The 22958-nt window shown below is 69.8% G+C and carries 23 protein-coding genes; 11 read left to right on the forward strand and 12 right to left on the reverse strand.

The genetic code is table 11. The features are described 5' to 3' along the window. Positions 1-64 precede the first annotated feature (64 nt). The 5 genes from L687_RS37510 to L687_RS37530 form a co-directional block, all read right to left on the reverse strand. Positions 65-454: a nuclear transport factor 2 family protein gene (locus L687_RS37510; protein WP_021200996.1), complete on the reverse strand. Its 390-nt coding sequence runs from the start codon at positions 452-454 to the stop codon at positions 65-67. A 33-nt stretch (positions 455-487) separates the two neighbouring features. After that, the gene (locus L687_RS37515; RefSeq protein WP_021200997.1) at positions 488-1276 is read right to left on the reverse strand and encodes a MoaF C-terminal domain-containing protein; all 789 of its coding nucleotides are present in this window, start codon (positions 1274-1276) and stop codon (positions 488-490) included. 230 nt (positions 1277-1506) lie between these two features. Continuing rightward, complete coding sequence (locus tag L687_RS37520; protein ID WP_021200998.1) at positions 1507-2463, reverse strand: AraC-like ligand-binding domain-containing protein; 957 nt, start codon at positions 2461-2463, stop codon at positions 1507-1509. A gap of 96 nt (positions 2464-2559) precedes the next feature. Continuing rightward, positions 2560-4545 carry a primary-amine oxidase gene (locus L687_RS37525; RefSeq protein ID WP_021200999.1) on the reverse strand — a complete coding sequence of 662 codons (1986 nt, stop codon included), beginning with the start codon at positions 4543-4545 and terminating at the stop codon, positions 2560-2562. Positions 4546-4662: 117 nt separating this feature from the next. Then, entirely contained in the window at positions 4663-5247 is a 585-nt protein-coding gene (locus tag L687_RS37530; RefSeq protein WP_031207897.1) for a TetR/AcrR family transcriptional regulator, read from the reverse strand. Between the two features lie 66 nt (positions 5248-5313). Between L687_RS37530 and L687_RS37535 the strand changes: the two genes are divergently transcribed. Then, the gene (locus tag L687_RS37535; protein WP_152525968.1) at positions 5314-5865 is read left to right on the forward strand and encodes a hypothetical protein; all 552 of its coding nucleotides are present in this window, start codon (positions 5314-5316) and stop codon (positions 5863-5865) included. 41 nt (positions 5866-5906) lie between these two features. Here the strand turns inward: L687_RS37535 and L687_RS37540 are convergent, their stop codons facing one another. The 6 genes from L687_RS37540 to L687_RS37565 are packed head-to-tail and all read right to left on the reverse strand — an operon-like array spanning position 5907 to position 11994. Beyond that, complete coding sequence (locus L687_RS37540; protein WP_235045251.1) at positions 5907-7127, reverse strand: multidrug effflux MFS transporter; 1221 nt, start codon at positions 7125-7127, stop codon at positions 5907-5909. After that, positions 7124-8107: an alpha/beta hydrolase gene (locus L687_RS37545; RefSeq protein WP_031207900.1), complete on the reverse strand. Its 984-nt coding sequence runs from the start codon at positions 8105-8107 to the stop codon at positions 7124-7126. Before L687_RS37545 ends, L687_RS37540 begins: the two co-directional genes overlap by 4 nt. After that, positions 8104-9102, reverse strand: coding sequence for an alpha/beta hydrolase (locus L687_RS37550; RefSeq protein ID WP_021201004.1), 999 nt, complete (start codon positions 9100-9102; stop codon positions 8104-8106). Before L687_RS37550 ends, L687_RS37545 begins: the two co-directional genes overlap by 4 nt. A 30-nt stretch (positions 9103-9132) precedes the next feature. Then, positions 9133-10095 carry an aldo/keto reductase gene (locus tag L687_RS37555; protein ID WP_021201005.1) on the reverse strand — a complete coding sequence of 321 codons (963 nt, stop codon included), beginning with the start codon at positions 10093-10095 and terminating at the stop codon, positions 9133-9135. Positions 10096-10102: 7 nt separating this feature from the next. Continuing rightward, positions 10103-11236 carry a zinc-binding dehydrogenase gene (locus L687_RS37560; RefSeq protein ID WP_021201006.1) on the reverse strand — a complete coding sequence of 378 codons (1134 nt, stop codon included), beginning with the start codon at positions 11234-11236 and terminating at the stop codon, positions 10103-10105. A 23-nt stretch (positions 11237-11259) separates the two neighbouring features. Then, entirely contained in the window at positions 11260-11994 is a 735-nt protein-coding gene (locus L687_RS37565) for an SDR family NAD(P)-dependent oxidoreductase (RefSeq protein WP_021201007.1), read from the reverse strand. A 100-nt stretch (positions 11995-12094) separates the two neighbouring features. Between L687_RS37565 and L687_RS37570 the strand changes: the two genes are divergently transcribed. Beyond that, on the forward strand, positions 12095-13057 hold the full coding sequence (locus L687_RS37570) for an aldo/keto reductase (RefSeq protein WP_031207907.1): 963 nt from the start codon (positions 12095-12097) through the stop codon (positions 13055-13057). Positions 13058-13066: 9 nt separating this feature from the next. Here L687_RS37570 and L687_RS37575 read toward each other — a convergent pair whose 3' ends face one another. Continuing rightward, a complete protein-coding gene (locus tag L687_RS37575) occupies positions 13067-13246 on the reverse strand; it encodes a hypothetical protein (protein ID WP_021201009.1) in 180 nt (59 codons plus the stop codon). A gap of 458 nt (positions 13247-13704) precedes the next feature. Here L687_RS37575 and L687_RS43170 point away from each other — a divergent pair, with 458 nt between their 5' ends. From L687_RS43170 to L687_RS37615, 9 genes are all read left to right on the forward strand, one after another. Then, the gene (locus L687_RS43170) at positions 13705-13983 is read left to right on the forward strand and encodes a hypothetical protein (protein WP_021201011.1); all 279 of its coding nucleotides are present in this window, start codon (positions 13705-13707) and stop codon (positions 13981-13983) included. Next, entirely contained in the window at positions 13964-15046 is a 1083-nt protein-coding gene (locus L687_RS41655; protein WP_021201012.1) for an HNH endonuclease signature motif containing protein, read from the forward strand. Before L687_RS43170 ends, L687_RS41655 begins: the two co-directional genes overlap by 20 nt. A 232-nt stretch (positions 15047-15278) precedes the next feature. Continuing rightward, on the forward strand, positions 15279-16805 hold the full coding sequence (locus tag L687_RS37585) for an ABC transporter substrate-binding protein (protein ID WP_235045253.1): 1527 nt from the start codon (positions 15279-15281) through the stop codon (positions 16803-16805). A 76-nt stretch (positions 16806-16881) separates the two neighbouring features. Then, entirely contained in the window at positions 16882-17823 is a 942-nt protein-coding gene (locus L687_RS37590; RefSeq protein ID WP_021201014.1) for an ABC transporter permease, read from the forward strand. Continuing rightward, the gene (locus L687_RS37595; RefSeq protein WP_021201015.1) at positions 17820-19610 is read left to right on the forward strand and encodes a dipeptide/oligopeptide/nickel ABC transporter permease/ATP-binding protein; all 1791 of its coding nucleotides are present in this window, start codon (positions 17820-17822) and stop codon (positions 19608-19610) included. The genes L687_RS37590 and L687_RS37595 overlap by 4 nt, the downstream gene beginning before the upstream one ends. Then, entirely contained in the window at positions 19607-20440 is an 834-nt protein-coding gene (locus L687_RS37600) for an ATP-binding cassette domain-containing protein (RefSeq protein WP_021201016.1), read from the forward strand. Before L687_RS37595 ends, L687_RS37600 begins: the two co-directional genes overlap by 4 nt. A gap of 47 nt (positions 20441-20487) precedes the next feature. Then, positions 20488-21075, forward strand: a complete 588-nt coding sequence (locus L687_RS37605; protein ID WP_021201017.1) for a TetR/AcrR family transcriptional regulator — start codon at positions 20488-20490, stop codon at positions 21073-21075. A 34-nt stretch (positions 21076-21109) separates the two neighbouring features. Then, positions 21110-21808 (forward strand): alpha/beta fold hydrolase, encoded by a 699-nt coding sequence (locus tag L687_RS37610; protein WP_021201018.1) that lies wholly within the window; start codon positions 21110-21112, stop codon positions 21806-21808. Positions 21809-21882: 74 nt separating this feature from the next. Then, positions 21883-22872: a methyltransferase family protein gene (locus L687_RS37615; protein ID WP_021201019.1), complete on the forward strand. Its 990-nt coding sequence runs from the start codon at positions 21883-21885 to the stop codon at positions 22870-22872. The last annotated feature ends 86 nt before the right edge of the window (positions 22873-22958 follow it).

Consider the following 22958-nt stretch of genomic DNA (forward strand, 5'->3'; position numbering starts at 1 on the left):
GTTCGGGTGGTGCTGTGTTCGTCTGGTGCTGTGTTCGGGTGGTGCTGTGCGGGGTGTACGGTGTTCAGGCGCGCATGGCGCGGTTGACGAGCTCCGTGTCGGTGATCTGCTCGAAGGCGACGACCTCGCCGCCGACGACCCGCCACACATGGGCGACGCGGGCGGCGAAGAAGCGCCCGGTCTGCGTGTAGGTGCCCGAGTAGGTGCCGATGGCCACCACGATGTCGCCGCCGTCGACGATCTCGTCGATCGCGACGGTGTAGTCGTCCCATTCCTCCTGGATGCGGCGGAACACGTTCCGGGCGACGGCATCCGGGCCGATGTACGTTCCGGCGTACGGGAAGCCGGCAGCCTCGGTCCAGCGGATGTCGGTGGCGAACGGCGCGAGCATCCCGTCGAGGTCGCCGCGGTCGTTGGCGGCGTAGTGCTGGCGGATCAGGTCGGCGTTGCTCATGGGCTCTCCTCGGAGTGGGGGTGCGGCGAACGGTCAGACGGGCTGGGCGTCGGGGTAGGAGACGGCGCCCAGCGGGTAGATGTGGCCGCCGGCCCGCGAGTGCTCGGCATCGCCCTCTCCGGTGAGTCCGAGGAAGATCCCCGTGGTCATCAGCTGGTAGCCGAGGTCGTGCAGCCAGACGCTGGCCACCGCGATACGGAACTCGCGGAAGCAGAACAGGTACAGGCCGTCGGCGAACTTCCACACGGTCGACAGGTCCATGTCGCCGTGGCCGCGCTGCACGCCCTCGAGGCACTGCCAGGCGTAGCGCCGGCTGGAGATGTACACGTGCTCGTAGAGGTGGTGCGGGCTGTACCGGTAGAGGTTGCGTTTGCCGATGAGGTCGCGGCTCGGGCCGGGGGCGTCGCCGCTGACGGGCCCCGCATCGGTCGTCGCCGCCCAGAAGTCCTGGCCGACCTGAGGGGTGCCGTCGACGGCTTCGGGGGCGATGCGCGAACGGATGACGGTCGCCCGGTTCGTCGTCGTGGAGAACACCACGGTGACGGCCTCGCGCGGACGGCTCCGCATCGGGATGTTGACGAACACGACGTCGTCCCGCACTCGCACCGCGTCGTACGGGTCGGTGCCGGAGGCTCCGAGTCCGCTCCAGACGATGGCGTCCTCGGAGAACTCCAGGGTCAGGGTCGAGTCGTCGTCGAGGGTGAGGGTGAGGGCGGTGCCGGCGAGGGGGGTGTTCGGCAGGCGGAAGGTGTCGATGCCCGCGGCGAACTCGTCGTACGTGCGCCATTCGTCCAGCGCCGGGTCGGTGGAGGTGTCGGTCATGAGGGTCCTGACGTCGCACGCGGCGGGGCCGCATCGCCCCGGGCACCGCGTCGTCGCGGTGCGCTTGCCTCATGCTGGTGGGGTGTTCCTCATCCCCTCAAGGGGGCGGCGGTCATCGCGCGCCGAGAGTCAACCGGCGTGCCCTCCCGGGCAAGCAACGTGCCGGTGCGCGGCAGACAGAGCGTCAGTGCGCGGCAGACGGAGCGTCAGTTTTCCTGACAGACGGAACGTCAGTGCGCGGCGCGATACTCACTGGGTGAGACGCCGAAGGTCGACTTGAACGCGCGGCTGAAATGCGCGGCGTCGACGAAGCCCCAGCGTGCCGCGATGGCCGCGACCGGGCGGTCGGCGAGCATCGGGTCGAGCAGGTCGCGACGGCACTTCTCGAGGCGCCGTGTGCGGATCCAGGTCGACACGGTCACGCCCTGCTCCTGGAAGAGCCCGTGCAGGTGCCTGGTCGAGATGAAGTGCGCGGCGGCGATCGACGCGGGTCCGAGATCGGTCGACGCGAGGTTGCGGTCGATGTGCGAGCGGATGCGCTGCACCAGCGCACGGTGCGGGTCGGCGGACACCTGATCGAGTCCGAGCTCGCGTGTGAAGACCGTCGTCACGAGGTCGAGCGCGCTGTGCGCGAGCCGGGCCCCCGTCGTGCCGGCCAGCTGATCGAGATTACCGGCGAGCTGCGTCAGATACGGCACGACCATGCTGCCGAGGCCTTCGTGACCGGAGATGCGCACGGCGGTGAGCTGCCCGACCATCTCGGCCGGGAGGCTGATGAGGTGCTTCGGGAACATCACGACCATCGTGCGGAAGTCGTCGTCGAACACGAGGGAGTACGGGCGGTCGGTGTCGTAGACCGCGAGGTCGCCCGCCTGGAGCACGGCCTCGCGATCGTCCTGGATCAGCAGGCCGGTGCCGGCGATCATCAGGCTGACCTTGAAATACGAACGGTCGCCGCGGGCGATGAGCTCGGGGGTGCGCTCGACGACATGCGACGTGGCGCGCACGTCGTTCACATGCACCTCGTCGACGGAGGCTCCGCGGATGATCCCTCGGAAGTGGTCGGGTCCGGCGGTCGTGACCTGCAGGGGCACGAAAGACTCCGAGACGGCGGCACGGAAGTCGCTGATGTTGCGCGCGACGAGCGTGGAAACCAATTCGGCGGGGGCGGCGGGTGCACCGTTCATGACTGATCACCTCGGGTGGTGGAACGACGACGTTGTATACGATCCGTTCCGTGATGCTATCACCGGGATCGGCCGTGCGGGACGACGTCTCGCAGATCAGTGCTCGCAGGTGCATGCGCCTGCGCCGCAGCAGCCGGTGGACGCGACCGCGTGCGCCTGCGTCGACTCGGGCACATCCATCGCGGGGTTCTGGTCGAGGAAGCCGTAGGGCTTGAACCAGAAGCCGGCGTAGTCGACGGGCATGATGGGCCAGTCCTCCGGGCGCGGGAAATGCGTCAGCCCGAACGTGTGCCACAGCACGATGTCCTCTCCGTCGATCGATCGATCGCCCGCGGTGTACTCCGGCAGGCCGGCGCCGCCCTGGTGGGCGTTGGGATAGCGACCGGCCGGCCAGATCTGCCCCTGTTCGTGCCGGGTGGCCCAGAGGTGCTTCGTGGCGAACGCGGCGCGCGCGGCGACGGAGGATGCGGGATCGGCCATGAGCAGAGCGGTCGGCTCCGGCACCAGGTGGTAGGCGGTCGGGCGCCCGACGCGGTTCGTGCGGGAGGCGCTCTGCACCTCCCAGACGCGGGCGACCGAGCTGTCCGCCTCGCGCTGTGCCTCCGCTTCGGTCGCGAGGGTCGTCTCGGTCCAGCTGAACGCGTTGCCGAAGGGGTTCTCCTGGCCCATCGGCACCCGTTGAGCGTCGACCTCGACCAGGCGGTTGTCCTCGCCATCGATCGCCACGTCGAGGCGTGCGCAGAAGAGGTGCTGGTGCACCGGGGCGAAGACGCCGGGGGCGAGTTCGGTCGCGTGCTTCTGGCGGACGCCCGGCTCGCCGGCCGCGGCGAACACGATGCCGGTCGCCTTCGCGACCACCTCGATCGATCCGTCCAGGGAGAAGTTCCAGTAGAAGCCGTAGTCGTAGTTGCCGATCGTGGAGAAGTACGACACCACGAAGCGGCGCGAGCGACGCACGTCGGCGCGGCCGGCGAGATCGGTGTGCTTCCAGAGGATGCCGTAGTCCTCCTCATGCATGCAGATCACATTCGGGATGCGCACCGGGTGACCGTGGTCGTCGGCGACGTAGCCGTCGAGGTAGCGGATGACGCCGAGGCAGTCGCAGCCGAGCTCGAGGTGGTTGGCGTTCTTTCCGAGCAGGTACTCACCGGCATCGAAGTAGCTGATCCAGAAGCGGCCGGGGGCGGTGTCGCCGTAGGGCACGACCATCTCCGGAACGCTGGCCCGACGGAGCACCGAGCGACCCTGGAAGCAGACGTCGTGCAGCACGAGGCCTTCGCGGGCGTTGAAGTCGACGCGCATCGACCAGCCTTCCCACTCGACGAGCGAGCCGGAGACCGTGAAGCTCGGACCCTCCGGCTGGCTGATCTCGATGGGCTTGAGCGAGGTGCGAGCGTCGCCCTGCGCCTCGGGGTAGTAGTTTCCATGGCCGGCGGGGACGGGCACGTCGCCATGGTCTTCGACGCGGATGACGCTGTTCGCCGTGAGGTCGATGTGCACGATGAGTCCCTCGACCGGGTGTGCCCACGGCGAGTCGTGTTCGTCGTGGCGGAGGAACGTGAGGGAGCGGATCACCCGACGCCCGACCTCATCGGCGCGTCCGGTGTAACCGGGGGCGAGCGGCCCGCAGAACGCGAGGTCCATGTGCGCGGCGAGGCCGCGGCGCGTCATCGCCGCCTGCCATTCGGGGGAGGCCTTCGCGATCGCTTCGGCGCGCTCGTACTCCTCGAACAGGTACTGCGGCTGGCCGTAGGGCGGGGCGTCGTTCGGCACGCGCGCGGTGCGCAGGACCTCGCCCCGTGTGATCGACACGATGGCCTCGGTCGCGACGCCGGTCGCCGTGTCGAGCAAGGTCACATCGACGCGGCGATCGATCGGGGCGCCGGGCTGCCACGCGGCGAGCTCCTCCTTCGTGATCTCGTCGGGAAGCAGCATCGGCACGCGGGTGCTCTCCGTCAGGAGTCCTGCCGCGTCGAGGACCGCGCGAGCGGCGGCGATCTCGTCGCCCGTCAGCGGATCATGCGGGTGCGCTGCGGCGATCTTCTCGATCGAGACGGGCTGCGGTGCGTGGTGGGACATCATCGACCTCACTATTTTCGAGCAATTGCTCAATAAACGGGTTGCGATGATGATACGACGGGTCGTCGGCGGTCCACAACCACCGATTCCCGGGGCGTCGAGAGCGGGGCTGGCGCGGGTTCAGGCGCGCCAGGGCGCGAGGATGCTGTCGAGCACGGCGAGGTGCGCGGCCGCGGGCTGGGGCTCGGTGACCTCGACGATCTGCTGCCCGTAGGTGATCGAGCGCAGGAGCGACAGCACGGCGTCGGTGGGGGTGCCGGTGCGCAGCTCGCGGTCGTGGACGGCCTCGTCGAGAGCGAGTCGGATGCTGCTCTGCCAGGTCGCGAGTGTGGGGGCTCCGGCGTCAGGGGTGGGGGCGAGGGTCGCCAGTCGTCCCCAGAAGCCGACGACCACGTGCGCCTCGGTGCGGGTGGTCTCATCGATCGGCAGCACTTCACGCATCAGTGCCTGGAGCCTCGCCAGTCCCCGTAGCCCCTCGGCGGCTGCGGCGATGCGGGCGTCAGTGCGGCGGGTGACCTCGGCGGCCGCGGCGCGCACGACCTCGTCGAAGCCCTCGAAGTAGTGCCAGAGCGATCCGGTGGCGACGCCGAGCTCCTTGGCGACGGCGCGTGAGGAGACGCTCTCGTGCCCGTCGCGGGCAGCCACGGCGAGCAGCGCCTCGGCGATCTGCCGGCGGCGCTCATCGTGGTCGACGATGCGGGGCACGTGCCCATCCTCTCGCATCATGACGAGGTCTAGCTATATTGAGCGGTTGCTCAATATACTTCCCGGGTGGATCACCTCCTTCCCGCAGCACCGTGGCTGATGGCCGCAGCGGCGATCGTCTCGGCTGTCGCCTGCATCGCGGCGTGGCGCGTCGTGCCGTGGCAGGGACGGCAGGCGGCCCTCGTGATGGCCGCGGTGATGTTGTTCCTCGCCTTCACGGACGGCGACACCCTCACGGGGCTGATCCTCGGCGCCGTCCTCCTGCTTTCGGCGATGCTCGGCACCATGGGGGTGCGGGGCACGCCGTCGGCGGCCACGTGCTGCCACCGCGCCCTCGTGTCGCTCGTGATGGCCGCGTGCGCCTTCGAGAGCGCGTCGACGAACGCCACGGGAGCGACCGGCGCGTCGATGCAGGCGGCGGATGCGGGGCACGGCGGTCATGCACTGGACGGCGTCCTGTCGGTTCTGGTGCTGGTCGGGGTGGTGGGGGTCGTGGTGTGGACCGTCGTCGCCGAGTGGTTCGTGGCGCCGGTGCATCACGGCAGGACCGCACGACTGCTCACGACCGAGTCGTGGGCCATGGCCGTCGGTGTCGCTGCGATGTGCCTCGGGTTCTGATCGGCGAGGCCCGTCTCCGCTGGCCGGTGGCCGACGGGCTGCTACCGAGGCTCCGCGGCGGGGCGCACGAACACCCAGGCCGCGACGGCTGCCACGGCGGCGGCGATCGTCATGGTGACGGCCATGGTGAGGGCATTCGTGCCGCCGAGGCCCGCGGCGAGGGGCGCGAGCACCGGACCGAACAGGAACGTCGCCATGCCGAGCAGGGCCGAGGCCGTGCCGGCGCGTGCGCCGTGGCGGGCGAGTGCGAGCGTCTGGCCGTTGGGGCCACCCAGTCCGGAGCACAGCATGAATCCGATGAGCGCCCCGATGACTCCGGAGACCCCGGTGCCGGTCGAGGTCAGCACGAGCAGCAGGACGGTGGCGAGCAGCGTCGCCGTGATACCGCCGAGATACACGCAGAGGGGTCCCCAGCGGCGCACCACGAGCCGGCTGGTCTGGCTGCCGACGATGCTGGCCAGCGCCCCCGCCGCGAACGCGAGGCTGAAGGCCTGCGGGCTGAGGCCGAACTGATCCTGCAGCACGAACGACGACATCGACAGGTAGGTGAAGAACGCGACACCGCCTCCCGCCGCGGCGCACAGCACCGCCACGAAGAGGCGATCGCGCACGACGGCTGCGGTGTGCGACCGGAGCGCCACGGGGCCGGCGCCGTGCCGCCTCGACGGGGGCAGCGTCTCGGGCAGGGCGAACACCACGACGACGAGCAGGACGACCCCGACCGCGCTGAGCACGCCGAAGATACCGCGCCAGTCCATGATCAGGGCCAGCTGGCCGCCGACGACCGGCGCGATGATCGGCGCCGTGCCGGACACGAGGAACAGCAGTGACAGCATCCGCGACAGCTCGGCACCCTCGAACTGGTCGCGGGCGATGGCCAGGCAGATCACGATGCCGGCCGAGCCCGCGAGCCCCTGCAGGAAACGGGAGATCAGCAGGAGCTCGATGTTCGGAGCGACGGCGCACACGAGGGAGAGCACCGCGAAAGCCGCTACTCCGACCATCAACGGCAGTCGTCGGCCGAGTCGATCGCTCAGCGGCCCTGCCACGAGCTGGCCGAGTCCGAGGCCGATCATGCACGCCGACATCGTCACCTGCGCGAGAGCCTCCGTCGTGCCGAGCGACGTGGCGAGCTGCGGCAGCTGCGGAAGGTACAGGTCCATCGACAGGGGCCCGAAGGCCTCCAGCATCCCCAGCACCAGCATCGCCCGCAGGGTGCTCATACGCGGACGGACGGGCTCCTCAGGGGCGGGGAGGCTCATCCGCCGAGGCGCAGGATGCGGCGCAGCCAGCTCTCGCGGGCGGCGACGGCGGCCTTCGAGACCTCGGCATCGGGGGAGAACCCGGAGAACCCGTGATATCCGCCGGCCCATACGTGCAGTTCGGCTCGTCCCCCGGTCGCCCAGATGCGGAGAGCGTAGTCGACGGCCTCGTCGCGGAACGTCTCCGCGGCGCCCACCTCGATGAACGTGGGGGCGAGTCCTGAGAGGTCAGCGGCGCGCGCGGGCGCGGTGTACGGCGAGACGCGGTCGGTGAAGCGGTCCTCTCCGGCGATGGCGTCCCACGCGGTGTCGTTGTTGTTCCGATCCCACGCGCCGAAACCGTCGTACTGACGGCTGGATGCGGTCTCGTTGCGATCGTCGAGCATCGGACACCCGAGCAGCTGACCGGCCAGGCGTGGCCCGCCCCGATCCCGAGTGATCAGAGCGACCGCGGCCGAGAGGCCGCCACCGGCGGACATCCCCGAGGCGATGATGCGGTCGGGGTCGATGCCGAGTTCCTCGGCGTGCGCGGCCATCCACTCGAGCGCGGCGTAGCAGTCCTCCGCCTGGGCGGGGCCGGGGTGCTCGGGCGCCAGGCGATACTCGACGGCCACCCCGACGACACCGTGCCGCTCGGCGAGGTCGATGAGCTCCGCCGTGCCGAAGAACCGGGTGCCCAGCACCATGCCACCACCGTGGATCGACAGCACGGCGGGAGCGGGGGCGGGCGCCGGCCGGGCGGGCCGTACGATCGTGATCTCGATGGCGGGAGCCCCGATGGGCCCGGGGATGGTCCGGTCCTCCCACGTGATCGCACGGCCGTCGGACTGCACGGCCATGGACGGGATGATCGTCGCGAAGTGGTCGCGGTTCGCGTGGATCGTGTCGGCACGCAGCGGGATGATCTCGACCATCTCGACGAACGCATCGAGTCCGGCGACGAGCTCCGAGTCGTAGGGGACAGGCAGCGGCGCGGTCATCGCGCGGCCCGCCAGATGCGACGCAGCCACGATGCGCGGGCCGCGAGAGCGGCGCGCGAGATCTCGGCGTCGGGCATGTACATGTCGAAGCCGTGCGCGCCACCTCCCCACACATGCAGCTCGGCCTGACCGCCGGTCGCCCAGATGCGCAGCGCGTACTCGGTGTCCTCATCGCGGAACGCCTCGGCCTCGCCGACCTCGATGAAGGCGGGTGGGAGTCCCGCCACATCGACGGCGCGGCTGGGGGCGGCGTAGGCGGGAGCATCCGGATGGAAGGCGAGGTCGTCGCCCAGCACGCACGACCACGCGAGCAGATTCATCTCGCGCTGCCAGGTTCCGATGCCGTCGTACTGAAGACTGGCGACCGTGGTGTTGGTGTTGTCGATCATCGGGCACAGCAGCAGCTGTCCGGCCATGACCGGACCCTGCCGGTCGCGGGCCAGGAGAGCCACGGCCGCCGTGAGACCTCCGCCCGCGCTGCCGCCGCCGACGACGATGCGCTCCGGATCGATGCCGAGCCCGGCAGCGTTCGCGTGCACCCAGACGAAGGCGGCATAGCAGTCCTCGACTCCGGCGGGGTAGGGGTTCTCGGGGGCGAGGCGGTACTCGACGTTGACCGCGACCACGCGGTGTTCGTCGACGATGTCGACCACGCGCCCCGTCTCCCACGAGCGGTGACCGACGATCATGCCCCCGCCGTGGATGTTCACGAAGGCGGGAAGCACCTCGTCGCGGGTGTCGGCCGGACGGAACACCGTGATCTCGATCTCGGGCGCTCCGGGAGGACCGGGGATGACGCGGTCCTCCCAGTCGATGTCGCGCCCGGCGATGACCGCGTCGTTGTCCGGGAACATCCGGTCGACACCGTCGCGCGGAAGGGTGTCGCGAGTGAGGGGCGGCTGCGGATTCTTGGCGAGCTCGTCGAGCACGGCCTGCACCTCGGGGTCGAAGGGCACGGGGGCGACGGTCGGGTGTCCGGCGGCGGTGGCGGTCATGGTTCTCCTGGAAGCGATGGGGGCGGCGGGTCAGGGGCCTTCGGGGTCGACGACCCCGCGGTCAGCCCAGAACGGCTCGACGAGGCGGCGCAGCTCCTCGATGCCGATGCGGTCGACCAGGGCTGCGGCGTCGAGATTCGCGCGCAGCTGGTCGATGCTCGATGCGCCGAACAGCGTGGTCGTGAGTGCCGGATGGGTGAGCGTGAACGCGATCCCGAGCTGCGCGGGTGAGACGTCGAGCGACGAGGCCAGGTCGGAGAAGGCGGGTACATCCGCGATGATCCGTTCCCGGATATCGCCGGGGTCGCGGCCGATCTGCCTGTCCCCGTTGATCTTGCCTGCGAGCACACCGCCCTCCAGGCAGTCGGAGGCCTGGAGCGTCAGCCCCTGATCCCACAGGCGTGCGAAGGGCGCGCCGTCGGGGATCGAGCGCCGGGAGACGCTGTATTTGAGCTGCGCGATCTGCGGCCCGGAGACGCCCTCCGCGGCGGCGATGTCGATCAGGGTCTGGATGCTCGACGCCGACCAGTTGTTCACACCCCAGGCGCGGATGAGTCCGGCCCCCTCGAGACGGGCGAGGTCGAGGACGAGGTCGCGCAGGGCGAGGTCGTCGCGGCGCAGGTCGCCGAGGATCACCAGGTCGGCGTGCTCGACGCCGACCCGCATCAGCGCGTTCTCGAGCTGCGGGCGGAACCCGTCATCGCCGAACGCCTCGAGCCACAGCTTCGACGAGAGCAGCCATTCGTCGCGCTGGATCCCTGCGGCGCGCACCATCGCCGAGAAGATCACGTCGGTGAAGACGGGCGGCGCTCCCGGTGCGGAGTACACGCCGACGTCGAACAGGTTCACGCCGCGGTCGACGGCCGCCCGGAGCATCGTGACCGCGTCGCCGAAGTCCATCCGGTCGTAGGTGTGCCAGGAGCCGAGGGAGAACAGCGAGGCGTCGATGCCGCTGCGGCCGATCTCGCGGCGGGGCAGGAGGGGAGTGGTCACGGGGTCCTCACCGTCTCGGGTCGATGACGGCCTTGACCTCATCGAGCTGGTGCATGTGGGCGATCTTCGCGGAGGCGTCGGCCAGGCCGACCGGGGCGCTGAACAGGTCGTCCCAGGGGAAGCGGTCGGCGAACGCGGTGAAGAAGTCGATCGCGCGCGAGTAGTCCGAGATGTCGCCGTTGAGCGAGCCGACCACCGTGAGCTCCTTGCCCATGATCGTGCTGAGCGGGAAGCCGTCGCCTGCGGGACCGGTGGACCCGACGATGGCGACCGTGCCGCGCTGTGCCGCCATCGCGATCGCGTCGGGTCCGACGCTCGGCGCGCCGGCGAAATCGAACACGTGGTCGGCTCCGCGGCCTCCGGTGAGCGCCATGACCTGTTCGACGACCGGGCCGTCGCGGAAGTCGACGACCGCGTCGGCGCCGAAGCGTCCGGCGAGTTCCAGGCGCGACGCGGGGGCGCCGATCGTGATGACCTGGCCGGCTCCCGAGATCTTCGCGACGGCCGTGGCGAAGATGCCGAGCGCGCCGGCGCCCTGCACGACCACGCGTGAGCCGGGCCGGATGCGCCCGGCCCGTTCGAAGGCCCGCAGCACGGTCTTGGCCGCGCACCCGGCCATCGACGCCCAGGTGTCCTTCACCGACGCCGGGAGCAGCAGTTTCGCCGCCCCCGGGGTCACGTAGGCATACTCCGAGAGTCCAGCGGTGGCGAAGGGATGCACGTCGGCCCGCTGCAGGAACCCGTAGCCGCGGCGGGAGCACGCGACGGATTCGCGCAGCACCACGCATCCGTGGCACTCGCCGCAGGTCGACTCGGACCAGCCGATGCGGTCGCCGGGGGAGAGCGGGCGTCCCAGGGCGTCCTTCGTGTCGGGCCCCGTAGCGACGATCTCGCCGACCATCTCGTGTCCGAGCACCATCGGGAGCATGCCGGGGAAGCTCATCCGGCCCTCCCAGATCTCGATGTCGGTGCCGCACAGCGTGGTGCACGAGATGCGCACGAGGGCGGCGCCGGGCTCGATCTCGGCGGGGAGGGGAAGGCTCTGCAGGGTGAGCGGTTCGCCGTGCGCGGTGAGCACGGCGGCGCGGGTCGAAGTCGGAAGCCCGGGGGCGGGCGGCAGGTCGAGCGTGGGGAGGGACATGGTTCTCCAGACGGCGGTGTCGGTCAGACCAGGAGCTGTCCGCCGTCGACGGCGACGGAGACTCCGGTGATGTGGCTGGCGGCGTCGCTCGCGAGGAACAGCACGAGCGGCGTGATCTGGGAGACCTCGGCGATCGAGCCGAGGGGGATGCGCGACTCCCAGGCCGCGCGCGCCTGCGGGTTCGACGCGAAGTCGGCGGTCAGGGGCGTGAGCACAGGCCCGGGGGCGACCGCGTTCACGCGCACTCCCGCCGCGGCGAGCTCGATCGCGGCCGTGCGGGTGAGGGCGTCGACCGCGGCCTTGGTCGCCTCGTAGTGGCCGAGGCCGGGGGTGGGCTGGCGGGCGCCGATCGAGGAGATGTTGACGATCGACCCGCGTCCCGCCTCGGCGAGCAGACCGCCGAAGACGCGGAGCATGAGGAAGGTGCCGCGCACGTTGACCCGCAGGGCCGCATCGACGACGTCGACCGGGACCTCCTGGAGGGTGCCGCCGCCGGCGACGATGCCCGCGTTGTTGACCAGGACGTCGAGTCCGCCGTCGGCGACGACCCGCTCGGCCGCGGCGCGCACGGAGGTCTCGTCGCTGATATCGAGCGTGAGGGCCGTCGCGCCGATCTCAGCAGCGCCGGCGGCCGCGGCATCCGCGTTCACATCGCCGATGAAGACCTCGTCTCCGGCGTCGCGGAAGGCGGCGGCGATGCCGCGGCCGAGCCCGGATGCGCCTCCGGTGACCAGGATCCGGCGGGGAGATGCGGTCATGTTCGTCCTCACTGACGGCTGTTCTGACGGGATGTCTCCGTTATATTCTACAAACATAGAAAAACACAACCCCGTGTCTCGAGAAGGCGAAGGAGCCTCCATGCCCGAAACGACATATCCCCGGAAACGCCTGGACCCCGTAGGCGTGCCCGTGCCTCCGCTGGCGCTCGGATCGTGGAACACCTGGGACCGGATGGGGCCCGACGAGGCGGTCGCCATGATCCGCCGGGCGGTGGAGCTGGACGCCGGGTTCTTCGACGTCGCGTACTACAACATGGGCCCGCACGCCGAGAACTCGAAGACCGACGTCCTGTTCGGGCAGGCGCTGCGAGCCAGTGGCGTCGATCGTGCCGACATCGTGCTGTGCGGCAAGCTCTGGCTGTGGGACTGGCCGAACCAGGGATTCCGCGCGCAGCTCGAGGAGTCGCTGGAGCGAGCGGGACTCGACCGCTTGGACACCCTCGTGGTGGGCGACTACCTCGACGCCCCCGATATGCCGCGCCTCGTCGCCGACGTGAACGAGCTCATCGCCGAAGGGCTCGTCGACTCCTGGGGCATCAACAACTGGCGGATCGAGCACACGGGGGACGCGCTCGCCGAGGCCGCGGAGCAGAGCGTGGCAGGTCCGGTGTTCGCGCAGTTGAAGTACGGCATCGCTCGGAGGGCGATGGCGGAGGGCGATGCCTACGGCCCGCTGTTTGCCGACGGCACGCTCGCCCTGCAGGCGTCCGATGTGTTCGAGGGCGGCATCCTGGCCACGGGGCGTGTGCCCGAGCGGAAGATCGGCGCCGACGTCGGAGGCGTCCGTGAGCAGATCGTCGCCGTGTATCCCGAGGTCGCGCGCGTCGCCGCCGGGTTCGGGGTCACACCGGCCGCACTCGGCATCGCCTTCTGCCTGTCGAACCCCGCCACCGCGAATGTGCTGTTCGGCGCCTCTCGTCTCGCGCAGCTGGAGGAGAACCACGCGGCGCTCGCGCTCGCCCGGGATCACGGAGCCGAGGTGCGTGCCGCGCTCGCCGGATGCCGGGTCGACCGCGAGGTGCGGGCCGACGGCGCGTGGTGAAGGGGGTGCCTACGCCTCGCGCTCGCGGGCGACGGTCAGAGCGCGCTCGAACGTCGAGACGATGACCTGCCGCCGGTCGACGCGGTAGTCCTCATCGGGTTCGAGCTCATCGATGTACTCGTCCCACACGCGGACGTAGCGATCCCGCCAGGCTTCGAGCGTGCTGCTCGGCGGGAACGTCGCCCCCACGCGGCCGGCGGCACCCTCTTCCTCTCGGCCGTTGCGATCGGATCCTGTGAACCACGGAGTGGCTGCGGTCTGCGTGCTCGCGTCAGTGCGCGCCGCCGAACTCGATCATCGCCACACCGGCCGCGATGAGCACGACGCCGATCGCCATCCCGCGATCGAGCGCGACCGACAGCAGCCCCAGTGAGCCGGTGTAGCCGATCACGACGACGATGAGCCAGAGCGGATGCGTGAAGCCCTCGGCCGCAGAGGGGTCGCGCTGACCTCCAGGGCGATCGCGATCAGAAGAGGTGGCCAGGCCGACGGCCGCGGGCGGTCTGTCGTCGAGTGCCTTTCGTGGACCGCACGAGGGAGGGAAGGGGTTTTCGCGCGCAGCGCTCGACCGGGAACGACCGTCAGAATACCGGCATCCATTCGAAGATCTGTTCGAAACTCGCGACCTGCTTCGGTAGAATCGAGTCATGTCGAAGTTGGCCGTACTGCACGAGGCGATGTCCCGCCTCGACGCGGCGTGGGCTGGCGCCGACGAGTCGGGCGCGTTGTCGCGCGAGCAGCTGATCGCGGTGAGTGCATCCCTCGGGGAGCTGCAGAGACGGTTGGATGCGGTGCACGTCGAGGTGGCCGCGTGCATCTCCCGCGAGTCCCGTCCGGAGTTGGGCGCGGAGAGCCTCGCGAAGCAGCAGGGCTTCCGGAACCCCGGCGACGTTGATCGCGGCGACGGTGGGTGTGTCGTGGGGTGACGCGACGCGGCTCGTGAAGGTCGGGGAAGCCGTGGTGCCCCGCGAAGACCTCTTGGGTGCGCCCCTGCCGGCGAAACATCCGGTGGTGCGCGAGGCGCTCGGTGCGGGGGTGTTGAGTGCCCAGGCGGCGGCGGTGATCATCGCGCTGTTGGATCGGTGCCGACTGCCGGCGGGAGCGGTGCGTGTCGCCGAGGCGGAGCGGGTGCTCGTGGAGAAGGCGGCGGGGCTCGCTCTCGACGACGTGCGCAAGCTGGTGGTTCGCGCAGAAGCGTGGCTCGATCCGGATGGCGTGGAGCCGCGGCTCGAGGAGCAGCGTTCCCGCCGATCGCTCACCATTCATGAGCGCAACGGGATGCTGCATCTGAACGCGATCCTCGACGCCGAGACCGCAGCCCCCGTCGTCACGGCGATCCGCGGGTACGTGACCGCCGCATTCGCCGCTCGGAAGGATGCGACGGACGCCGATGCGCCGGACGCCGACCGCCGCACGGTGCCGATGATTCAGGCTGATGCGCTCGCCGTGTTCGCCGCGCACGTGCTCGGATGTGCGACCAGGGTGCCGCTGGCGGGTGCCACGATCGTCGTGAGGGTGGGCCTCGACGACCTCGAGGCCGGCACCGGCTCCGCCGAGATCGACGGGATCGAGCAGCCGGTGAGTATCGGAGCTGCGAGGCGCATGGCCGCCGGCGGGGGAGTGATCCCGTGCGTGCTCGGAGCCGCGAGTGAAGTGCTCGACTGGGGGCGCGAGAAGCGCCTGTTCACACGGGCGCAGCGGTTGGCGTTGGCGGAACGGGATGGCGGCTGCGCCATGTGCGGGCTGCCGCCCGAGATGACGAAGGCGCATCACATCCGGTGGTGGAGACGCGACCACGGACCGACGGATCTCTCGAACGGCGTGCTGCTGTGCGAGACCTGTCACCACCGCATCCATGACAACGGATGGGATGTCCGCATCGACGGTGGCGGCGGGTGCGCGAGGGTGTGGTTCCTCCCGCCGGCCTCGGTCGACCCCGCCCGCACACCTCGTCCGGGTGGCAGAGCGCGCTTCGACATCGCCGCCTGAGCGCTGCGATCCGAGGGCAGGATGCGCCACGCCCGGCCATGCCTGCGCGCACGGACAAGGCCGGTGCGCCCCGAGGCATGAGTCGGCGCTCTCCGCGGAGGAAACGCTCTTGCGCTCTTTTTCCACGCATGTAGACTAACCAGCACGACACATCGAAGTGACGTCGGATCCGGCCTCCGGTCAGCGGCACCTCACCCCTTCTTCACCACCCCTGCACCCGAGAGAAGGAACCATGAAACGAATGCCCCTCGCGCTCGTCGCGGCCGTCGCCGCGACTCTCGCGCTCACCAGCTGCAGCGGCTCGACACCCTCGCCGTCCGGCGGCAGCGATGTCGAGAGTCCCGATGCTCTCAACATCGGGAACTTCCTCGACATCACCTCCTGGGATCCCTCGCTCGCCGACATCGGCTTCGACGGCCCGTACCTCTCCGCGGTCTACGACGCCCTGATCGCCCTCGACGCCGACGGCAACCCGATCCCGTCGCTCGCCACCGAGTGGAAGGTCGCCGACGACGACCTCAGCATCGACCTCGACATACGCACCGACGCCGTGTTCAGCGACGGCACCCCGGTCGATGCCGACGCCGTGATCACGAGCCTCGAATACCTCAAGGTCGGCGCTCGTTCGGGGGAGGCCTACGTCAATGCCGCCTCCTTCGAGAAGGTCGACGACGACACCGTCCGTATCGCCCTCACCCAGCGCGACGACACGATCCTGTACCTCATGGGTCTCGGCCGCAGCTACATCGCCTCCCCGGCGTCGATCGAAGCGGGCACCCTCGGCAGTGAGCCGATCGGCTCCGGGCCCTACGTCCTCGACAGCGCGACGAGCGTGGCCGGCGCCGAATATCACTTCACCAAGACCGCCGATCACTGGGATGCCGAGACCTATCCGTTCTCCGAGCTGGCGATCTTCCCGATCACCGACGCCACCGCACGCCACAACGCCATGCTCAGCGGTCAGATCAACGTGCAGTACGGCGACGTCGCCAACCTCGAGCAGGCGAAGCAGCAGGGCTGGAACACCGCCGAGCGCGTCTCCGGCTGGGCGGGGCTCGTCATCACCGACCACACCGGTGCCAAGAGCGAGCCTCTCGGCAAGCTCGAGGTGCGGCAGGCGCTCAACTACGCCTTCGACGGAGCCGCCGTCCTCGCTGCCGTCGGCAGCGGAGCCGGGGTCGCCACGAACCAGGTGTTCCCCGACGGCGGGCCGATCAACGACCCGTCGCTGAACGAGACGTACGCCTACAGCATGACCAAGGCCAAGGAGCTGCTGGCCGACGCCGGCTACCCGGACGGGTTCGCGATCTCGATGCCGATGTCGCCCATCTTCGAGATGTGGAAGCCGTCGGCCGAGCAGGCGCTCAACGAGCTCGGCGTGAAGGTCACGTGGGACAACATGCAGATGCCGGACTACCAGTTGAACGCGCCGAACTACCCGATGTTCATCTCGTTCCTCGCGATGGACGGCAACGACGTGGCCACCGTCTCCCGTCAGGTGACCAGCGTGCAGTGGTTCAACCCCGAGCCCGACTACGCGCAGAACGAGGTCATCGCTCCGCTCGTCGAGAAGGTGCAGACAGAGCGCGGCGACGCGCAGACCGACGCCGTCAAGGAGCTCAACAAGGCCCTCGTCGACCAGGCGTGGTGGTCGGTCTGGTACCAGGCGAACAACATCTACTACACGGCGCCCGGCATCCAGCTGCAGCCGGTGGTGGGGATGATGTTCCCGACGCTGCGCTACATCACTCAGGGCTGACGCCCGTCGGGGCGGCCGCGACGCCGGCCGCCCCGACACCCTTCCCCCTCCGACCCCCACCTTCCGAGAGGTCCCCATGCTCCTGTTCACGGCGAAGCGGTTGCTGTCCGGCATCCTTCTGCTCGTCGCGGTCTCGATCGGCACCTTCTTCCTGGCGCACCTCGCCATCAGCGACCCGACCGCTTCGCTCCTGGGGACCACGGCGAGTCCCGCCCAGCAAGCGGCCCTGGCCGAGAAGATCGGTCTGGACCGTCCGCTCCTGGTGCAGTTCTGGGACTGGCTCTCGCATGCCGCGCTGCTCGACTTCGGCGTCTCCTGGCGCAACTTCCAGCCTGTCAGCGCACAGCTCGCGATCAAGGTGCCCGTGACGCTGTCGGTCGTGACGTTCGCGACGCTGATCACCGCTGTCATCGGCATCGCCTTCGGGATGATCACGGGGTTGCGGCCGGGAACCTGGTTCGACCGGATCATCAAGGGCATCTCCGTCGTCCTGTTCGCGCTCCCCGGCTTCTGGGTGAGCCTCGTGCTCGTCATGTGGCTCGCGGTGCAGCTGAAGTGGTTCCCCGCCGTCGGCTACGTGCCGCCCACGCAGTCGGTGGACGGATGGCTGCGTTCCATCACCCTCCCGGCGATCTCGCTCGCCCTCGGCGGCATCGTCGCCGTCTCCGAGCAGTTGCGCAATGCCGTCATCACCCAGAGCCGCCAGGACTGGGTGCGCACTCTCCGCAGCCGCGGTCTCTCGGCGACCAGGGTCAACCTGCACATCCTCCGCAACGCCTCACCGGCCGCCCTCACCGTCATCGCCCTGATGTTCGTGGGGTTGCTCTCCGGAGCCATCGTGGTCGAGCAGATCTTCAGCCTCCCCGGCCTCGGACAGCTCACCAACCAGTCCTCGCAGAACGGCGACATCCCGATGCTCCTCGGCATCACGGTCGTCTCCATCGTCTTCGTCGTCCTCATCAACCTCCTGCTCGATCTCGTGCTCGGCTGGATCAACCCGAAGGTGCGCGTCGCATGACCACCACAGACATCCGGGTCGCCTTCGACCGGGCGGCGCAGAAGCGACGTTCCAGCCTGTTCCGTCGCTTCCTCCGGCACCCCGGCGGGTACATCCCGCTGGCGATCTTCGTCCTCATCGTGCTCGTGGGGGTTTTCGCGCCGCTGCTCGCGCCGATGGACCCCAACTTCGTCGACCTCGCCGCAGCCAAGGCGCCTCCGGGGCCCGAACACCTCCTCGGCGGCGACTCGACCGGCCGTGACATCCTGAGTCGTCTCATCTACGGCACCCGCACGACCCTGTGGGGCGCGCTCATCACGATCGTCACCGCGCTCGTGATCGGCGTGCCGTCCGGCGTCGCGGCCGGCTACTTCGGGGGCACGTTCGACCGGGTCGCCACCTGGATCAGCGACGCACTCCAGTCGATCCCCGGCATGATCATCCTGCTCGTGGTGGCCGCGGGCAGCCGCAACAACTTCGAGCTGCTGATGGCGACGGTCGGCGTGTTCATGGTGCCCGGCTACTTCCGCATCGCGCGGTCGCAGACGCTCGCCGTCCGCAACGAGCCCTACATCGACGCGGCCCGTGTCTCCGGGCTGTCGGACGGGCGCATCATCTTCCGGCACGTCATCAGGGCCGTCTACCCGCCGGTCATCATCCAGACGGCGCTCACTGCGGGCATCGCGATGGGCATGCAGGCCGGACTCCAGTTCCTCGGCATCGGCGACTCCAACGTTCCCAGCTGGGGGGCGATGATGCTCGAGGGCTTCCGTCTCATGCTCACCTATCCGCTCATGCTGCTGTGGCCTTCGGCGGCCCTCGGGCTCACGATCGCGGTGCTCGCGATCATGGGATCCACGCTCGCCGAACTCGTGCAGGTGCGCACGCCGCGGGTCTCCCGACGGCGTGCCGACGCCGAGGCCACCCCGACGGCACCGCGGCACGCCGCCACCGGTCACGCACAGCACGCGCCAGAGGATTCGGCGCTGCGGGTCGAGAACCTCCGGGTCGTGCACGCCACGCCGACCGGTGAGACCGAGGTCGTGCACGGTGTCACCCTCGACGTGGCCCCCGGCGAGGTCGTCGGCATCGTGGGAGAGTCGGGCTCCGGCAAATCGCAGACCGTGTTCTCGGTGCTCGACCTGCTGCCCGCCACCGGGCGGGCGGTCGCCGATGCCATCTGGGTGCGCGGAACCGACGTGACGAAGGCGACGCCGAAGCAGCGACAGGCGCTGCTCGGCCGCGAGATCGGCTACGTGCCGCAGGAGCCGATGAGCAATCTCGACCCCTCGTACACGATCGGCAGCCAGCTCGTCGAGCCGCTGCGGCGCACCCACGGTCTCCGCAGGTCGGAGGCCGAGGCGCAGGCACGGGCGATGCTCGTGCGTGTCGGCCTCACCGACCCCGATCGGGTGATGCGCAGCTACCCGCACCAGGTGTCGGGCGGCATGGCGCAGCGGGTGCTGATCGCCGGCGCGATCGCGGGCAAGCCGTCGCTGCTCGTGGCCGACGAGCCCACCACGGCGCTCGACGTGACCGTTCAGGCCGAGGTGCTCGAGCTCCTGCGCGAACTCCAGGCCGAGTACGGCATGGCGATGCTCATCGTCACCCACAACTTCGGCGTCGTCGCCGACATCTGCGACCGCGTGATAGTGATGCGCGGCGGCGACATCGTGGAATCGGGACCGGTCGATTCGCTGTTCGCCGCGCCGACCGAGGAGTACACGCGTCAACTGATCGCCGCCTCGCTCGACGACGCCGAAGGTCGCGCCGCGCTCGACCGCACCAGGATCGAGGCGAACGCATGAGTGCGCTGCTCGAAGTGAACGATCTGGTCGTGGAATACGGCCGAGGGCGGACCTCCTTCCGTGCCCTGCACGGTGTCTCCCTCGACATCGCGCCGGGCGAATGTCTCGGCCTGGTCGGCGAATCCGGCTCGGGCAAGTCGACGCTCGGCAAGGCGATCCTCGGCCTCGCGCCCGTGACCGACGGGAGCATCCGCTTCGACGGGAAGGAGATCAGCAGACTCGGCGGCCGTGCCCGACGCGCTCTCGCGGATGACGTCCAGGTCGTCTTCCAGGACCCGTACGGCTCGCTGAACCCGGCCATGACGATCGGCGACATCCTCGCCGAACCGCTGCTCACCAGCGGCATCGGGACGAGGTCTGCCGAGACGAAGGTGCGCGAGATGCTCGACCGCGTCCGTCTGCCCGAATCGGCCATGGACCGCTACCCGAGCGAGTTCTCCGGAGGGCAGCGTCAGCGCATCGCGATCGCCCGTGCCCTCGTGCGCGGACCGCGGCTCATCGTGTGCGACGAGCCCGTCAGCGCCCTCGACCTGACCACGCAGGCGACGATCCTCGATCTGTTCATCGAGCTGCAGCGAGACACCGGGGTGGCGTACCTCTTCGTCTCGCACGACCTGGGCGTCGTCCGCCGCGTCTGCCACCGCGTCGCCGTCATGTACCGCGGCGAACTCGTGGAGGTCGGCGAGGGTGAGCAGGTCACCCGAGCCCCGGAGCATCCGTACTCCGAGCGGCTGCGCCTGGCCTCGCCCGTCGCCGACCCCGTCGCGCAGCGGGAGCGGCGTGCACAGTGGCTCGCTCTGCGGGAGGTGCGCGATGCGGCGGTACGGTAGCTCCAGGCCCGATCACTCCACGCACCGGAATCGGCCGGAAGGACCTCATGCCGAAGATCATCGATCACGACCAGCGTCGACGGGACATCGTCGAGGTGGCCAAGAGCATCATCCTGAAGGGGGGCTTCGAGGCGGCGACGATGCGCAGCATCGCGGCGGAGGCCGGCTTCGCGAACGGCGCACTGAAGCACTACTTCCCCGGCAAGGAGAGCATCGTCGCGGCGACGTTCGAGACGATCCTGCAGCAGATGTCCGAAGGGGTGCAGGCCGCGGGCGAGGAGCCGGCGTCGGCGGACGCCGCGTTGCGGGGGTTCCTGCGGGCGACGATTCCTCGCGACCAGGAGCAGATCGCGGCGGGGCGGGTGCTGCTCGCGCTGTGGGAGTACGCGATGGCCAACGAGGCCCTCGCCGAGCTGTATCGCGGACACCTGGCGTCCTGGCGCACCTCGCTCATCGAGCGGATGGAGGCGGCGCGCGACGAGGGGTCGATCCGCGACCAGGACTACGGGCCCCTCGCGAACGAGTACATCTCGGCGGCGGTCGGCGCGACGGTGATCAACCTCATGTATCCCGATGGCGAGCGGATCGCCGACTACGAGACCTATATCGACCAGTTCCTGGCGCGGCTCCGCTGACGGCGACGCGCCTGATCCGAGAGGACCGCGCGTCATGACCTCACCCCTTTTCGTCGAGCGGCACCCGGGTACCGGGCGTCCGGTGGTGTTCCTGCACGGCCTCGCCTCGCAGGGCGCGCAGGACTGGCCGGAAGCCGAGTGGGGCGGATCCTTCGGCGACCGTCCCCGCGTCGTGGTCGATCTCCCGGCACACGGAGCGAGTCCGACGCTCGGCACGGCCCCGACCTCGGTGGTGCTCGACGCGCTCGCGGACGCCGTCGGTGCGGATGAGATCGACCTGGTGGGGTACTCGCTGGGGGCCCGGCTCGCCTGGGACCTGGTGCGGCATCCCGCGGTCGCGGTGCGCCGGGCAGTGCTCGGCGGACTCAGCGCGGGGGAGCCCTTCACCCTGGTCGACCTCCCGGTCGCGCGCGCGGCCGTCTCCGGCGGCGCCGCCCCGGCGGATCCACTCACGGGAATGATCGTGCACATGGCCTCACTGCCCGGCAACAGACCGGGCGACGTGATCGACCTCATCGAGGGCCTGGCCGCGGAGCCGTTCGCCCCGCGGCCCGATGGGCTCACGCTGCCCGTACTGCTGATCGGCGGCACGGACGATGCGATGGCTGCCGGGATCGACGAGCTCGCACAGCTGCTCCCGGCGGCGCGCGCCCACCGCGTCCCCGGTGATCACCTCTCCGCGCTGCACACGGCGGAGTTCCGCACCGCTGTGCAGGACTTCCTGGCGGACTGACCCGGTTGGCCGCCCATCGGTCTCCTCATGCCCTTTAATTCCAACATTCGTAGATAAACATCGAAAGGCCACTCATGACCGACACTCCCACCGCGGACGCGGCCCGGATCCTCGACATCGCCACCGGATACATGGCATCGAAGCAGCTCTTCCACGCCCGTCGCATCGGCCTCTTCGCTGCCGTCGACGGCGGAGCCGACACGGTGCCGGCGATCGCCGAGAGATGCGGGGTGAGTGAGCGCATCGCGCACCTGCTCGCCGACGCGATGGCGGCCCAGGGGCTGCTGGTCCGCACGGACGGCAACTACGTCGTGGCCCCGGATGCGGCCGCCTACCTCACCGGTGCCGATGCGGCGATCGACCTCGGCCCGTTCCTCACGTTCCTCGACGAGATCAGCTACCCGCACTGGCTGCAGTTCGCCCATACGGTCGACACCACCGAACCGGGTGACCTGCGGATGGACGACGCCCGCTGGGCGACCTTCATGGCCGGCGTCATGACGTACAACCGCCTGCACGCCCAGGAGTTCGGCCGACACATCGACCTCGCCGGTGCCACGAAAGCCCTCGATTTCGGCGGGCTCTCGGCGGATTTCGCGCTGTCGGTCATGGCGCAGAACCCGGCGTTGCACACCACGTTCGTATACGCTCCCGGCTTCGAGGACGGCATCGCCGAAGCCGTGGCGGCGGCGGGCGTCGCCGACCGTGTCGTCGTCGAGATCGCCGACACCGCGACTGCTGCACCCGAGGGGGCATACGACGCCGTCTTCGCCAATCACGTCATCCATCGCTTCACCGCCGAGGAGAACGCCCGGATCTTCCGAAACCTGCGGGCGGCAGCGACTCCGGGAGCGACCCTGACCGTGCTCGACTTCTTCCTCGACGACGACGCGGAGCAGCGCGGGATCGACGCCCGGCACGCCGGGGAGTACCTCGTCATCGACGGGACCGTCGTGTATCCGGAATCTCAGGTGCGCGGCTGGCTGAACGATGCGGGCTGGGAGGTGCGGGATAAGGTCGCCCTGCCCGGAAGCCCGCGGGTGCTGGTCGCGACGGCGGTGTGAGACTTCCCCGGCGTCGGGTGCCCGACGCCGGGGGCGCGGACTGGTCCGAGGGGGATCAGAGGCGGGCGGCATGCGTGAACATGCCG

Source organism: Microbacterium maritypicum MF109 (assembly GCF_000455825.1).
GTDB classification, from domain to species: domain Bacteria; phylum Actinomycetota; class Actinomycetes; order Actinomycetales; family Microbacteriaceae; genus Microbacterium; species Microbacterium maritypicum_A.

Excerpts from the sequence above, each read along its gene's own strand:
- L687_RS37510 (WP_021200996.1), bottom strand. The coding sequence starts at position 454 with ATGAGCAACGCCGACCTGATCCGCCAGCACTACGCCGCCAACGACCGC.
- L687_RS37515 (WP_021200997.1), bottom strand. The coding sequence starts at position 1,276 with ATGACCGACACCTCCACCGACCCGGCGCTGGACGAATGGCGCACGTAC.
- L687_RS37520 (WP_021200998.1), bottom strand. The coding sequence starts at position 2,463 with ATGAACGGTGCACCCGCCGCCCCCGCCGAATTGGTTTCCACGCTCGTC.
- L687_RS37525 (WP_021200999.1), bottom strand. The coding sequence starts at position 4,545 with ATGATGTCCCACCACGCACCGCAGCCCGTCTCGATCGAGAAGATCGCC.
- L687_RS37540 (WP_235045251.1), bottom strand. The coding sequence starts at position 7,127 with ATGAGCCTCCCCGCCCCTGAGGAGCCCGTCCGTCCGCGTATGAGCACC.
- L687_RS37545 (WP_031207900.1), bottom strand. The coding sequence starts at position 8,107 with ATGACCGCGCCGCTGCCTGTCCCCTACGACTCGGAGCTCGTCGCCGGA.
- L687_RS37550 (WP_021201004.1), bottom strand. The coding sequence starts at position 9,102 with ATGACCGCCACCGCCGCCGGACACCCGACCGTCGCCCCCGTGCCCTTC.
- L687_RS37560 (WP_021201006.1), bottom strand. The coding sequence starts at position 11,236 with ATGTCCCTCCCCACGCTCGACCTGCCGCCCGCCCCCGGGCTTCCGACT.
- L687_RS37565 (WP_021201007.1), bottom strand. The coding sequence starts at position 11,994 with ATGACCGCATCTCCCCGCCGGATCCTGGTCACCGGAGGCGCATCCGGG.
- L687_RS37570 (WP_031207907.1), top strand. The coding sequence starts at position 12,095 with ATGCCCGAAACGACATATCCCCGGAAACGCCTGGACCCCGTAGGCGTG.
- L687_RS43170 (WP_021201011.1), top strand. The coding sequence starts at position 13,705 with ATGTCGAAGTTGGCCGTACTGCACGAGGCGATGTCCCGCCTCGACGCG.
- L687_RS37585 (WP_235045253.1), top strand. The coding sequence starts at position 15,279 with ATGAAACGAATGCCCCTCGCGCTCGTCGCGGCCGTCGCCGCGACTCTC.
- L687_RS37590 (WP_021201014.1), top strand. The coding sequence starts at position 16,882 with ATGCTCCTGTTCACGGCGAAGCGGTTGCTGTCCGGCATCCTTCTGCTC.
- L687_RS37595 (WP_021201015.1), top strand. The coding sequence starts at position 17,820 with ATGACCACCACAGACATCCGGGTCGCCTTCGACCGGGCGGCGCAGAAG.
- L687_RS37600 (WP_021201016.1), top strand. The coding sequence starts at position 19,607 with ATGAGTGCGCTGCTCGAAGTGAACGATCTGGTCGTGGAATACGGCCGA.
- L687_RS37605 (WP_021201017.1), top strand. The coding sequence starts at position 20,488 with ATGCCGAAGATCATCGATCACGACCAGCGTCGACGGGACATCGTCGAG.
- L687_RS37610 (WP_021201018.1), top strand. The coding sequence starts at position 21,110 with ATGACCTCACCCCTTTTCGTCGAGCGGCACCCGGGTACCGGGCGTCCG.
- L687_RS37615 (WP_021201019.1), top strand. The coding sequence starts at position 21,883 with ATGACCGACACTCCCACCGCGGACGCGGCCCGGATCCTCGACATCGCC.